Source organism: Rhizobium sp. 05N49, assembly GCF_056396805.1.
In genome coordinates this window covers 17,634-30,712 of record NZ_JBFTME010000021.1, presented here as the reverse complement: position 1 = coordinate 30,712, position 13,079 = coordinate 17,634, and the positions used below count along the sequence as shown (strand labels likewise).

The 13,079-nt window shown below is 58.8% G+C and carries 15 protein-coding genes; 8 read left to right on the top strand and 7 right to left on the bottom strand.

Features of this window, described 5'->3' with window-relative positions; all coding sequences use genetic code 11:
* Positions 1-6 precede the first annotated feature (6 nt).
* Positions 7-1,155, bottom strand: coding sequence for an FAD-dependent monooxygenase (locus AC1DF8_RS29525; protein ID WP_478156091.1), 1,149 nt, complete (start codon positions 1,153-1,155; stop codon positions 7-9).
* Between the two features lie 28 nt (positions 1,156-1,183).
* The gene (locus AC1DF8_RS29520; protein WP_478156089.1) at positions 1,184-1,429 is read right to left on the bottom strand and encodes a zinc-finger domain-containing protein; all 246 of its coding nucleotides are present in this window, start codon (positions 1,427-1,429) and stop codon (positions 1,184-1,186) included.
* Positions 1,430-1,575: 146 nt separating this feature from the next.
* Here AC1DF8_RS29520 and AC1DF8_RS29515 point away from each other — a divergent pair, with 146 nt between their 5' ends.
* The 6 genes from AC1DF8_RS29515 (at position 1,576) to clpA (ending at position 7,439) form a co-directional block, all read left to right on the top strand.
* Positions 1,576-2,361, top strand: a complete 786-nt coding sequence (locus tag AC1DF8_RS29515; protein ID WP_113212730.1) for an alpha/beta hydrolase — start codon at positions 1,576-1,578, stop codon at positions 2,359-2,361.
* Positions 2,362-2,492: 131 nt separating this feature from the next.
* Positions 2,493-3,326 carry a serine O-acetyltransferase gene (cysE, locus tag AC1DF8_RS29510; RefSeq protein ID WP_113117129.1) on the top strand — a complete coding sequence of 278 codons (834 nt, stop codon included), beginning with the start codon at positions 2,493-2,495 and terminating at the stop codon, positions 3,324-3,326.
* Positions 3,327-3,463: 137 nt separating this feature from the next.
* A complete protein-coding gene (locus AC1DF8_RS29505; protein ID WP_007827403.1) occupies positions 3,464-3,667 on the top strand; it encodes a DUF3126 family protein in 204 nt (67 codons plus the stop codon).
* A gap of 286 nt (positions 3,668-3,953) precedes the next feature.
* Positions 3,954-4,322, top strand: a complete 369-nt coding sequence (locus AC1DF8_RS29500; RefSeq protein ID WP_113013608.1) for a phasin family protein — start codon at positions 3,954-3,956, stop codon at positions 4,320-4,322.
* Between the two features lie 263 nt (positions 4,323-4,585).
* Positions 4,586-4,936, top strand: a complete 351-nt coding sequence (clpS, locus tag AC1DF8_RS29495; RefSeq protein ID WP_112547853.1) for an ATP-dependent Clp protease adapter ClpS — start codon at positions 4,586-4,588, stop codon at positions 4,934-4,936.
* A 10-nt stretch (positions 4,937-4,946) separates the two neighbouring features.
* The gene (clpA, locus tag AC1DF8_RS29490; RefSeq protein WP_478156088.1) at positions 4,947-7,439 is read left to right on the top strand and encodes an ATP-dependent Clp protease ATP-binding subunit ClpA; all 2,493 of its coding nucleotides are present in this window, start codon (positions 4,947-4,949) and stop codon (positions 7,437-7,439) included.
* A 64-nt stretch (positions 7,440-7,503) separates the two neighbouring features.
* On the opposite strand, the gene AC1DF8_RS29485 is transcribed toward clpA, so the two are convergent.
* The 5 genes from AC1DF8_RS29485 to AC1DF8_RS29465 form a co-directional block, all read right to left on the bottom strand.
* A complete protein-coding gene (locus AC1DF8_RS29485; protein ID WP_112547841.1) occupies positions 7,504-7,794 on the bottom strand; it encodes a Dabb family protein in 291 nt (96 codons plus the stop codon).
* A 59-nt stretch (positions 7,795-7,853) separates the two neighbouring features.
* Entirely contained in the window at positions 7,854-8,282 is a 429-nt protein-coding gene (locus tag AC1DF8_RS29480) for an HIT family protein (RefSeq protein WP_037106265.1), read from the bottom strand.
* 51 nt (positions 8,283-8,333) lie between these two features.
* The gene (locus tag AC1DF8_RS29475; protein WP_478156087.1) at positions 8,334-9,536 is read right to left on the bottom strand and encodes a GNAT family N-acetyltransferase; all 1,203 of its coding nucleotides are present in this window, start codon (positions 9,534-9,536) and stop codon (positions 8,334-8,336) included.
* A gap of 78 nt (positions 9,537-9,614) precedes the next feature.
* On the bottom strand, positions 9,615-10,334 hold the full coding sequence (locus tag AC1DF8_RS29470; protein WP_478156085.1) for a glycerophosphodiester phosphodiesterase: 720 nt from the start codon (positions 10,332-10,334) through the stop codon (positions 9,615-9,617).
* Positions 10,334-10,801: a RidA family protein gene (locus tag AC1DF8_RS29465; RefSeq protein WP_029868877.1), complete on the bottom strand. Its 468-nt coding sequence runs from the start codon at positions 10,799-10,801 to the stop codon at positions 10,334-10,336. Before AC1DF8_RS29465 ends, AC1DF8_RS29470 begins: the two co-directional genes overlap by 1 nt.
* A 150-nt stretch (positions 10,802-10,951) precedes the next feature.
* Between AC1DF8_RS29465 and AC1DF8_RS29460 the strand changes: the two genes are divergently transcribed.
* Both AC1DF8_RS29460 and AC1DF8_RS29455 read left to right on the top strand, forming a co-directional pair.
* Positions 10,952-11,791 (top strand): cell envelope integrity EipB family protein, encoded by an 840-nt coding sequence (locus AC1DF8_RS29460; protein ID WP_029868876.1) that lies wholly within the window; start codon positions 10,952-10,954, stop codon positions 11,789-11,791.
* 205 nt (positions 11,792-11,996) lie between these two features.
* Positions 11,997-13,073 carry a toxic anion resistance protein gene (locus AC1DF8_RS29455; RefSeq protein ID WP_478156083.1) on the top strand — a complete coding sequence of 359 codons (1,077 nt, stop codon included), beginning with the start codon at positions 11,997-11,999 and terminating at the stop codon, positions 13,071-13,073.
* Positions 13,074-13,079 lie beyond the last annotated feature (6 nt).

The following is a 13,079-nucleotide window of genomic DNA, read 5'->3' as shown; positions in this document are numbered from 1 at the left end:
GTCGGATCAGCCGACAGGGCGGTAGCCGTAAATCCAGTCGAGATCCGCCGCGAGGCTTTGCGGCGGTTTCAGCGACAGGACGATATCCCGGCCGAGCCGGATCGGTCCGCTTGCATGATAGGCAAAACGGTTGAAGGCGCCGCGCTGACGCAGCTTGGCGATGCGGGGCGTTCGATGCCGTTCGAAGAGCGGGATGGCTTCGGAAACCGGGCGGGTGGCGAGGAAGGCTGCGAGCTCGAATGCATCCTCTATCGCCATTGCTGCGCCTTGGGCCGCAAAGGGCATCATGGCATGCGCGGCATCGCCGATCAGCACGGTCTTGTTCCCGTCCTGCCATTTGCCCGGGGTTGCTTCGAACAGTGGCCAGAAAGTGATGTCGCTGTGCCGTCCGAGCAAGCCGGTAACAGACGGATGCCAGCGGCGGAAGCGTGACCGGAGAAGCTCCATCTGAGCCTGTGTCGGTTCGCCTTGCCAAGCCTGCGGTAAAATATAGCCGGCGGTGATCGCCACCATGTTGAAGCCGCCGATTTCCTTCAGCGGATAGCAGACCATATGCGCCGACGAGCCGAGCAAGGCCGAGACACTGGTAGGATCGAGAAACCCCGGTGCCTCTCCTTCTGCGATGGTAAAGCGGAAGGCGACATTTCCCGAGAATTGCGGGGCAGGGGCGCCTGGTATTGCCTGCCTCAACCGCGACCAGACGCCATCAGCGCCGATGACGACATCTGCCGGACGCTGGCCCTGCGGCAGATCCGACTCGAAGCGCATTCCCAAATGGAGCGTACAGAGCGGATTGATGCCAACAGCATCCAGAAGCGCCTTCTGAAGCGTCTTGCGGTGCAGGACGCCGTATGGTGCTCCCCAGCGATTCCTGGCGAAGCTCCCGGCAGGAACCGCAGCGAGTTCGCGCAGCGAACTACCCGAAATCAACCGGATGGATTGCGGCTCGAGCCAGACGTCGGTCAGTTCGTCGAGAACACCGAGCTCGGCAAGCACGCGCGATGCATTGGGAGAGATTTGCAGGCCGGCACCCACCTCTGCAAGTTGGGTCGCCTGTTCGAAAATATCCGAGCTGATGCCGCGTCGCGCAAGCGCCAGAGCGGCTGTTAACCCCGCAATTCCGGCGCCGATGATGGCGGCGTGTTCGACCGGCATGGGATATCCGATCTATAGAAGAGGGAAATTACGCCGCCTTGACGTGGAAGACGCAGCCGGGCGGGTTGGTCTGGTTGGACTTCAGCGAGGCGTTGTAACGATAGAGGGTCGAGCAGTAGGAGCAGACCTTCGCATTGTCGTCGCCCATATCGATGAAGATGTGCGGGTGATCGAAGGGAACGGATGCGCCGGTGCACATGAATTCCTTGACGCCGACTTCGATAACGCGGTGACCGCCGTCGTTCTGGAAGTGGGGAATGCTGTGGCCGGCCATGTCTGTCTCCGAATGCTTTGAATTCTGCGCGGACCTTATAGGCCTTCGAAACAAAAGTGTAGTGCCAAAGCATGGCTCCCCTGCGAGTTTTTGGCTTCACGCTTGGGGGGCGCTCGACTATGGTCGCGCCAAATAAGGACGGCCCGATGAACCTGAATACGCCTGCATTTTCAAGCTTCACGCATGATGGATTGAAACTCGCTTTCTTCGACGAGGGCGATCCTTCCGGCCCGCCGGTGCTGCTGATTCATGGCTTTGCCTCGTCAGCCAACGTCAATTGGGTTCATCCGGGCTGGCTGAAGACGCTGGGTGATGCTGGCTACCGTGTCATCGCCATCGACAACCGAGGTCATGGCGACAGCGACAAGCCGCGCGATGCCGAAGCTTACAGGCCGTGGTTCATGGCGGGCGATGCGATCGCTCTGCTTGATCATCTCGGTATCCCCGAGGCCAATCTGATGGGCTACTCCATGGGCGCCCGCATCTCCGTCTTTGCCGCACTTGCCCATCCGAACCGCGTCCGCTCGCTGGTGCTTGGCGGCCTCGGTATCGGCATGACGGACGGAGTGGGCGACTGGGATCCGATCGCCGATGCTCTGCTTGCTCCTTCTCTGGCCGATGTCACCCATCCACGTGGCCAGATGTTCCGTGCTTTTGCCGACCAGACGAAGAGTGACCGCGAGGCACTTGCCGCCTGCATCAAGGGTTCTCGCGATCTCGTCGCCCGCGCTGACATGGGCAAGATCGACGTGCCTACCCTGATCGGGGTCGGAACCAAAGACGATATTGCTGGTTCCCCCCAGGAGCTCGCGGCGCTGATGCCTGACGCCGAAGCGCTGGATATCCCCGGTCGCGACCACATGCTCGCCGTGGGTGACCGGGTGTTCAAAAAAGCCGTGCTGGAATTCTACGCAAAGGTTGCCGCTGGCTGATGTCGCCAGCGGGTGACATAATCGTGATCTCCAGGAAAAAGCGTTGAATCGGTGTGCCCTCGGCACCCATTTATGTTATCGGCGTTTTCCTCTATATAATCGCATCCCAACGGGAAATGAGGAGGCCGGAAATGGTCGCTAAGACGGATATCCGCACGCTGGACGCAGCCCATCCGCTGAAAGTGATGGATCCTATCTGGGACAGTCTGCGAGAAGAAGCGCGCCTTGCGGCGGAAAGCGATCCGGTGCTGGCGGCTTTCCTCTATTCGACGGCCATCAACCATCGCTCGCTTGAAGAATGTGTCATCCATCGCATCTGCGAGCGCCTCGACCATCCCGACATGCAGGCAAACCTGCTGCGCCAGACTTTTGAGGAAATGCTCGACGACTGGCCGGAATGGAGCTCGATCCTGCGCGTGGATATTCAGGCAGTCTATGATCGCGACCCCGCCTGCCTGCGTTTCATGGAAGCCGTCCTCTACTTCAAGGGCTTCCACGCCCTGCAGACGCACCGGCTGGCGCATTGGCTGCTGAACCGCGGCCGTCGCGATTTCGCGCTTTATCTGCAGAGCCGCTCCTCCAGCGTCTTCCAGACGGACATCAATCCGGCCGCCCGCATCGGCAAGGGTATCTTCCTCGACCATGCGACCGGCCTCGTGGTCGGCGAAACGGCTGTCATCGGCGACAACGTCTCCATTCTGCACGGCGTCACACTCGGCGGCACCGGCAAGGAGGGCGCCGACCGTCACCCGAAGATCGGAACGGGCGTGATGATCGGCGCGGGTGCCAAGATTCTCGGCAATATCGAGATTGGCTTCTGTTCGCGTGTTGCCGCCGGGTCGGTCGTGCTGAAGCCGGTACCACCCAAGACGACAGTGGCCGGTGTGCCCGCCAAGGTCGTCGGCGAGGCCGGCTGCTCGGAGCCCGCACGCGTCATGGATCAGGTTATCGGCGCAGATATCTGAACCTTCATTGGAAAAATGCGGAAAAGCGCCTAGATCCTGGCAGGGACAGTCATTGCTAACAGGATCTCGCGACCTTTACAGCGCTGCTTTACCTGTGCAAGAAGCGGCCAACCGAGATCGCTTACGGAGATGAGAGAGTGAAGCCAGAAGAAATCAAGAAGCTCGACGCCTATTTCAAACGCACGCTGAACCCGCAGATCGTGGTGAAGGCGCGCCCGCGCAAGAACGACTCCGCGGAAGTCTATATTGGCGAAGAATTTCTGGGCGTCATCTACATCGACGACGAGGACGGCGACCGTTCCTACAATTTCTCGATGGCAATTCTCGACGTAGATCTCTGATCGAACGTCACGGTGATCAAAAGCCGCGCATCGCCGGGCGATGCGCGGCTTTTTTGTTGGACGGCCGCCGCCAAATGGGCGTATTCGCCAAAATTTCTGCTAACCCTGCGGTTGCATGCGGCTGATATATTTTAGCAAAATCAATAAAAGACGGACGTGCCCAAAAATTCGGTCTTTGGTGTGAATACTGACTGCAACCACTGGATGTTTTGCAATGCACAAGACTACTTGACTCTTTGTGCGTTGCAGCTACCCTCTGCCTGCAACAGCCAATTGGAGGATGGTCATGTTCAATTTCGACGATGCGAACCGGAAGAGCAAGGAAACCGTGGACTCGGTGCTCAAGAGCTATTCCGATACTGCCAAGGGTTTTCAGGCGATCGCCTCTGAGGCGGCCGAATATTCCAAGAAGTCCTTTCAGGATGCCGTCACCCATTTCGAGACGCTGTCGGGCGTAAAGAGCTTCGAGGCGGCCTTCGAATTGCAGACCAGTTATGCGAAGTCTTCCTATGAGGCTTTCATCACTGAGGCGACCAGGCTCGGCGAAATGTACGCCGACCTCGCCAAAAATGCTTATAAGCCCTACGAGACGCCGATGGCTGCCGCTGCCGCCAAGGTCTCGAAAGCCTCTCCGGTAACCCCTGCCGCCGCATAAATCTGGTGGCGCATCGCGCCCCACCTATTGAAAATCAAAGACCGGCACCGCATTTGCGGCCGGTCTTTTTTGTTTCCCGAAGCATGCTCCGGTTTTTACGCAGACTTTTTTGGCCTTTGCGTCAAGTCCTGCGGAATTGTGATTGCAGTCGGAAACAAGGGGCTTAAAATCGCTCTATTATGAACTACCTTAGTGTTTCAGATATTCGGCGGGAAAGCACCCCTCCCATGCTGCTCGCCGGATTGATTGAGGAATGAATGAAAATGATCGCCAAACCGATCCGGATGCAGAACGACAGCGAAAGGAACGGGGACAACGGAAATCGAACCTCGGTCATCACGCGCACCAAGCCGAAGACCAAAAAGCCTAACGTTTATCGCGTACTGCTTTTGAATGACGACTACACCCCAATGGAATTCGTCATCCATATCCTGGAGCGTTTTTTTCAAAAGGATCGGGAAAGTGCCACCCGCATCATGTTGCATGTCCATAACCATGGCGTCGGCGAATGCGGAATATTCACATACGAGGTAGCGGAGACCAAGGTGAGCCAGGTGATGGACTTTGCCCGGCAGCATCAGCATCCGCTGCAATGCGTCATGGAAAAGAAGTGAGGAACTGAACGTGCCAACATTTTCGCCTAGTCTTGAGAAGGCGCTCCATCAGGCACTGACCTTTGCCAACGAGCGGCATCATGAATATGCGACGCTCGAGCATCTGCTGCTCGCCCTGATCGACGATGCCGATGCGGCTGCGGTCATGGGTGCCTGCAATGTCGACCTCGACGCGCTCCGTAAAACGCTCCTGGAATATGTCGATAACGAACTCTCCAACCTGGTCACCGGTTATGACGAGGACTCCAAGCCGACCTCCGGCTTCCAGCGCGTCATTCAGCGTGCGGTGATCCATGTCCAGTCTTCGGGTCGCGAGGAAGTAACCGGCGCCAACGTGCTGGTTGCGATCTTCGCCGAGCGCGAAAGCCATGCTGCCTATTTCCTGCAGGAGCAGGAAATGACCCGCTACGACGCCGTCAACTACATCTCCCATGGCATCGGCAAGCGCCCAGGCGCATCCGAGAACCGGCCGCCGCGCGGCGCTGAGGATGAGTCTGAATCCAAGCCGACCGCACGCGGCGGCAATGAGGAAGAAGGCGGGCCGAAGAAGCAGCAGGACGCCCTGAAGGCTTACTGCGTGAACCTCAACGAGAAGGCCAAGGGCGGCAAGATCGACCCGCTGATCGGCCGTCACGCCGAGGTGAACCGGACCATCCAGATCCTGTGCCGCCGCTCCAAGAACAACCCGCTCTATGTCGGGGATCCCGGCGTCGGCAAGACTGCCATTGCTGAAGGCCTCGCCAAGCGCATCGTCGAAGGCAAAGTGCCGGAAGCACTGGCTGACGCCACCATCTTCTCGCTCGACATGGGCACGCTGCTTGCCGGTACACGGTATCGCGGCGACTTCGAAGAGCGCCTGAAGCAGGTCGTCAAGGAACTGGAAGAATATCCGGGCGCTGTGCTCTTCATCGACGAAATCCACACCGTCATCGGTGCGGGTGCAACGTCGGGCGGTGCCATGGATGCCTCGAACCTCTTGAAGCCCGCTCTGTCTTCAGGAGCGATCCGCTGCATAGGTTCGACCACCTACAAGGAATATCGCCAGTTCTTCGAGAAGGATCGGGCTCTGGTCCGTCGCTTCCAGAAGATCGACGTCAATGAGCCGTCGATCGATGATGCGATCGAGATCATGAAGGGTCTGAAGCCCTATTTCGAAGAATACCACCACCTGCGCTACTCGAACGAGGCGATCAAGACGGCTGTCGAACTGTCGGCCCGTTACATCTCGGACCGCAAGCTGCCGGATAAGGCGATCGACGTCATCGATGAGACCGGTGCAGCCCAGATGCTGCTGCCGCCGTCAAAGCGCCGCAAGCTGATCACCGAAAAGGAGATCGAAGCGACGATTGCGACGATGGCCCGCATTCCGGCGAAGACCGTCTCGAAGGACGACGAAGCCGTTCTTGCCAATCTCGAGCAGGAATTGCGCTCGGTGGTCTATGGTCAGGATACGGCGATCGAAGCCCTGTCCACCTCGATCAAACTGGCGCGTGCCGGCCTGCGCGAGCCGAACAAGCCGATCGGTGCTTACGTCTTCTCCGGCCCTACAGGTGTCGGCAAGACGGAAGTCGCCAAGCAGCTTGCCGCCTCGCTCGGCGTCGAGATGCTGCGCTTCGACATGTCGGAATATATGGAGCGGCATACGGTTTCCCGTCTGCTCGGTGCACCTCCCGGCTATGTCGGTTTTGATCAGGGCGGCCTTCTGACCGATGGCGTCGACCAGCATCCGCATTGCGTGGTCCTGCTCGACGAAATCGAAAAGGCCCATCCGGATATCTACAATATCCTCTTGCAGGTCATGGACCACGGCACGCTGACCGACCATAACGGCAAGAAGATCGACTTCCGCAACGTCGTTCTGATCATGACGACCAACGCGGGCGCTTCGGAAATGGCCAAGGCCGCGATCGGCTTCGGTTCGTCCAAGCGTAGCGGTGAAGACGAAGAGGCGCTGACCCGCCTGTTCACGCCGGAATTCCGCAACCGTCTCGACGCGATCATCCCGTTCGCGCCGCTGCCGACGGCCGTCATTCACAAGGTCGTGCAGAAGTTCATCATGCAGCTGGAAGCTCAGCTCTCCGAACGCAACGTCACCTTCGACCTGCACGAGGATGCGATCGCCTGGCTGTCGGAAAAGGGCTACGACGAGAAGATGGGCGCCCGCCCGCTTGCCCGCGTCATCCAGGATGCCATCAAGAAGCCGCTGGCGAACGAAATCCTCTTCGGCAAGCTGAAGAAGGGCGGCGTCGTCAACGTCACCGTCGGCACGAAGGAAGACGGCAAGCCCGGCCTCATTCTGGAAGCCATTCCGGAAACGGCCCCCATCAAGCCGAAGCCGGAAGCCGAACTGGTTCATCCGGAAGCGACCGACGAGGATGATGGCGAGCTGAAGACCAAGCCAGTCAAGAAGACGAAGGCGAAGACCGTGCCGCAGCCTGAGCCTGAAGTCCGCGACGCTCCCAAGAAGGGCTCGACGGTTCCGAAGGTTCCGCGCAAGAAGTAAGCTTCGGGACTGATAACAAACAAAGGCCGCTGAGAAGCGGCCTTTGTTGTTTTTAGCGGAATCTTCAGAGCTTCGCGTAGTCGATCTCGAGGAAATCCGCGACCTCAGGCACCCAGCGATCGCGCACGAAGGCCACATGCAGCGGGTGGACGTTATAGGCGTCGTAGCCAGCCTGATCGTCGAACTCCATCGAAAAGCCGAAGGTGAAATCGTTCTTCGGGCTTGTCTGGCGCAGTTGCTCGAAATTTCTGACACTCGGGATCTGCCTGAGCGTCAGCGCCTCTCCCAGGAAAGCCTTCTCTTCAGCGGATCCGGCAGGGTGTTTGAGGCGGAACGCAACAGTGTGGCGGATCATGATTTTCTCCTAAATCAATGAAGCAATTTGGCGTTTCGAAAAATGGGCTGGCGTTTCCGTTACGCGAGTTCCGCCTTGATCTTCTCTGCATTGGCGGCAAGCACGGCGCCGTCCTCCATCTTGCCGGAATGCGGCTTGAGTGCCACGCCCTCGTGCCTAGGGATGACGTGAAAATGCAGGTGGAAAACGGTCTGACCTGCCGCCGGCTCGTTGAACTGGGCGATGAACACACCATCAGCGTCGAAGGCTTCCTTGACCGCATTGGCGACTTTCTGGACGACGGTGATCGTATGGGAAAGGGAAGCGGGGTCGGCATCGAAGATATTGCGGGAAGGTGCCTTCGGCAGGACCAGAACATGGCCCGGCGCTTGCGGCATCACATCCATGAAGACAACGGTCTTGTCGTCCTCGTAGACGCGATGTGACGGGATTTCACCGCGCAGGATCTTGGCGAAGATATTGTTGTCGTCATAGGCGGCGCTGGTCATGGCGAAATCTCCTCGTGTTTCCCATCGCGTAGCGCGGCGGAGCCAAGCGCGTCAATCCTCCTGCAGCCGTTCGCCCTTGCGGAAGGGCGTATGCTCGGCAAGCATCTCATTCATGTATTCGACATCCTCTCGCTCGCGCTCGAGATAGTCGGAAACCGCACGCCGCAATCCCGCGTGGGCGATATAATGGGCGGAATGCGTTGTCACCGGCAGGTAGCCGCGGGCAAGCTTATGTTCGCCCTGCGCGCCTGCCTCCACTTTCTTGAGGCCCTTTTCCAGTGCGAAATCGATGGCCTGATGGTAGCAGACCTCGAAATGCAGGAAGGGATGGTCCTCGATGCAGCCCCAGTGCCGCCCGTAGAGCGTATCGCCGCCGATGAAGTTTATGGCGCCTGCAACATAGCGGCCATCGCGTTTTGCGATGACGAGCAGGATGTCGTCAGCCATCCGCTCGCCGATCAGCGAATAGAATTTGCGCGTCAGATAGGGCCGCCCCCATTTGCGGCCGCCAGTATCCATGTAGAAGGCAAAGAACTGGTCCCAGATCTTTTCGGTCAGATCCCGTCCCGTCAGCCAGTCGATGGAAATGCCGTTCTCCACCGCCGTTCGACGCTCCCTGCGGAGTGCCTTGCGCTTGCGGGAGGCGAGCGTTTCCAGGAATTCATCGTGGTTGGCATAACCTTCATTGATGAAATGGAACTGCTTGTCAGTGCGATGGAGATAGCCGTCGGTGTCGAAGACCGACATCTCGTCCTCGGGCACGAAAGTAATATGCGCCGAGGAAATATCGAGGCGGCGCACCACCTCCTTGAGGCTTTCCGCCATGGCATTCTGTATTGGCAGTCTTGCAAATCCGTCGGCCACCAGCAGACGCGGACCGGTCGCGGGCGTGAAGGGGATCGAGCATTGCAGCTTCGGATAATAGCTGCCGCCGGCCCGTTCAAAAGCGTCGGCCCAGCCATGGTCGAAGACATATTCGCCCTGGCTGTGGTTCTTGAGATAGCCGGTCAGGGCGCCGACGAGCTCACCCTTGTCCGTCTCCAGAAGCATGTGGTGGCCGAGCCAGCCGGTCTGCGCGGTGGCCGAGCCGGATTCTTCCAGTGACGAGAGAAAGGCATGCGAGACGAAGGGATTATAGGCGACGGTGTCGCACGTCCTCGATGCTCCCGAAAGCCTGGACCAGCGCTCGGGGGAAATCGCGGTGAATGATCGCTCGATGCGAATGGAAAGTTCGTCTGACGATTCGTCGGTCATGAAGCAAATGCGAAGCCGTTGGGAGGAGGGAGCGGGCTCCCTCCCAGTCTGCGCATGATCTTGTCGAAAAAGCGAGCGTCAAACCGCCGCGCGCGGATCGAAGCCCTCGAAAGTCATTTGGTCGGCATTGTCGAAAGTGCGCTTGCGGGCATCTTCGTCACGGACTGTCCAGGTTATGACAGGAATGCCTTTGTCGCGCTGGCGCGAGATGAAAGAGTTCGGCAGGTCAGCATAATAATAGGAGATGAAATCGAGGCCGAGCTCCATTGCCTTCTCATGCGTCGCATATTCTTCCGCCGTGTTGCCGTTGGCCGTCAGCCCGACCGGGTAGGGGGCGCCGAGGTCCTTCAGGTCCTTCAGCAGCCAATGGTCGAAACTCATCAGAGCGACCTTGCCTTCATAGCCCTCGAGGACTTCGAGAACGCTTTCGGCAAAGCCTTCGTCATCGGCCTCGCGGCCCTTGAGTTCCAACACCAGCGGCACCTTGCCCTGCACGAGGTTGAGAAGCTGCTTCAGTGTCGGCACCTTGTCCTTTGTGCCGCCGATGGCGATCAGCCCGAGCTCCCCGGAGGTCCGCTCGCGCACGTCGCCCTTCAGGTTGCAGAGACGTTCCAGATCCTCGTCATGAAAGATGATTGGCACGCCATCGGATGCGTAATGCAGGTCGCATTCGATGGCAAAGCCTGCTTCGACGGCTCGTGAAAAAGCCGAGAGCGTGTTTTCCCAGACGGTATTGTTGAGGTCGTGATAGCCGCGGTGCGCAACCGGCAGCTCTTTGATCCAGGCGGCATTCGTCATTATGCGATTTCCATGATAGCATCGATTTCGACTGCGGCCCCAAGGGGCAGGGCTGCCATGCCGACGGCAGCGCGGGCATGTTTGCCGGCTTCGCCGAGTACGTTGGCAATCAGGTTCGAAGCGCCGTTGATGACAAGGTGCTGTTCGATGAAATCAGGCGTCGAGGCAACGAAGCCGTTGAGCTTGATGACGCGGCGGATACGGCCGAGATCGCCGCCGAGAGCCGCCTTTGCCTGAGCGAGAATATTGATGGCGCAAAGCTCTGCCGCGCGCTGGCCGGTGGCGACATCGACATTCTTGCCGAGATGGCCCGACACGGCGACCTTGCCGCCTTCAAGCGGCAGCTGGCCGGAGATGGTGAGCAGATTGCCGCTGATGACATAGGGGACATAATTGGCGGCGGGTGCGGCAGCTTCGGGCAGGGTTATCCCCATTTCCGAGAGACGCGTTGCGATTTGATCGGACATTTTCGTCTCCGCTTTTGTTGTCAATTCTTCAAAAATTATGCATCAAGACTAGAATCTTTAATGTGACAGTTTCGAGCCTCGACTTGGCCGCCTCGATTTGGCCGAAACGGTTCTTATAACATCGCGGACGAGTCCAACAGGAGTTAATGAATGTTCCGATCGTCACTTGCCGCTCTTCTTCTCGCGAGCGTCTCCGCCAATGTTTCGGCGGCCGCGCCGGCGACGAGCGCTGCGATCGCGACCGGGCTTGTCGCTCACCGCGCCGTCTACGATCTGGAACTGAAGGATGCTTCGGAACGCTCGGGCATCGCTTCCATGTATGGCCGCATGGTCTATGAGTTCGACGGCAATTACTGCGAAGGCTTCACCACCAACTTCCGCTTCGTCACCCAGATTGATACCGGCGACAACGTGCGCGTCAGCGATCAGCAGACCAAAACCTTTGAAAGCCTGAAGGACGGCAAGTTCACTTTCGACACCAAGTCCTTCACCGACGATCAGCTCGACAAGGAAGTCAACGGTGCGGCCGAAGACAAGCCGGAGGGTGTGAAGGTCGATCTCAAGCAGCCGGCAAGCCGTGAACTGCAGCTCGCGGAAAGCCGTTTTCCGACCGAGCACATGCTCGACGTCATCCAGAACGCCAAGGACGGCAAGCGTTTCTTCGAGGCGCGCGTTTTCGACGGCTCTGACGACGGCGACAAATCCCTGGTAACGACGACGATCGTGGGCAAGCAGGAAACTCCGGCTGCGGACGAGGCCGATGCCGACAATGCCGGCGAGTTTGCCAAGTCTTCGTTCTGGCCGGTGACCATCTCCTATTTTAACGAGAATGCCAAATCCGACACGCTGCCGGTCTACCGTATGTCGTTCAAGCTCTACGAGAACGGCATCACCCGGGATCTGACGATGGATTATGGAGACTTCGTCCTGACCGGCAAGCTCGCCAAGCTCGAGCTGCTCGACAAGAAGGCTGCGCCTGCCTGCCAGTAAGACGGCTTTTGCACCGACGTAAGCGCCTGTCATAAAACAGTATTTCTAGTACAGCTAAACTGTCGTCCCGCAGATGAGTCGTCGCGGGCCGGTCTTTGCGGAATTCTGCCTTTCCGGTCCTGCGTGGCGTTTGACCCATTTGCTCCGATTATGGGGTCGCAATTCGTAACACCAATTGCGCCACAAGCCGAGAAAGACGACCCGAATGGCCGATACCGATCTCGCGACTGTCCAGAATGCTCCCCTGCCGGCGATCGCCGCCGATCCCAAGGAAGTCGCCCGCATTACGGACACTATCAGTATTGCAGACCGTGCCGGCATCTCCGTTTACGGCGACCGCGCGCAGCAAGCCGTCAGTGACTATGCCGACAGGATCCTGCGCGAGGTGCGCAATAAGGATCTTGGCGAGGTCGGAAAGCTTTTGACCGACATCATCCTGAAATCGAAGAGCCTTGACCCCGCCTCGATCAAGGACAGGGGTTTCCTGAGCCGCGTGTTCCTCTCCGCGAAGGCGCGTCTCGAGCGCTTCAAGGAGGAGTTCGAGGATGTCGCCGGCCAGATAGACCGCATCGGCCTGGAGCTCGACCGCCACAAGGATACGCTGCGTCGCGACATCGCCCTTCTCGACGACCTGCATGAAGAGACGAAGCAGTCGATCGTGAAGCTCGATGCCTATGTCCAGGCAGGCAAGAATTTCGCCGAGCAGTTTCGTTCGATCGAGCTGCCGAAGTTGAAGAGCACGGCCGATGCCGCATCCTCCAGCCCCGGTGGCGGCATGCTGGAAGCCCAGACCTATCAGGACAGTGTCCAGGCGCTCGACCGGCTTGAAAAGCGCATCTTCTATCTGCAGCAGGCGCGCCAGCTCGGCATTCAGCAGCTTCCGCAGATCCGCATCGTCCAGGCCGGCGACGAGACGCTGATCGAGAACCTGCAGGCGACCTCGGCGCTGACGGTTCCCGCCTGGAAGCAGAAGATGGTGATCCTTCTGGGGCTCACACGGCAGAAATCGGCCCTGGACCTGCAGAAGACTGTGACCGACGCCACCAATGACATGATCCGCCAGGCTTCCGAAATGATGAAGGATCAGGCGATCGCCATCGAGCAGCAGTCGCAGCGCGGCATTGTCGATATGGAAACACTTGCCAAGGCCAATCAGGATCTGATCGATACCGTCACCGGCGTGCTGCGCGTGCAGGAAGAGGGGCGCAAGAAGCGTACACAGGCCGAGCAGCAGATGGAACAGCTGACAATCGACCTCAAGAAGGCGATGACCCAGGCGTGAGCGGCA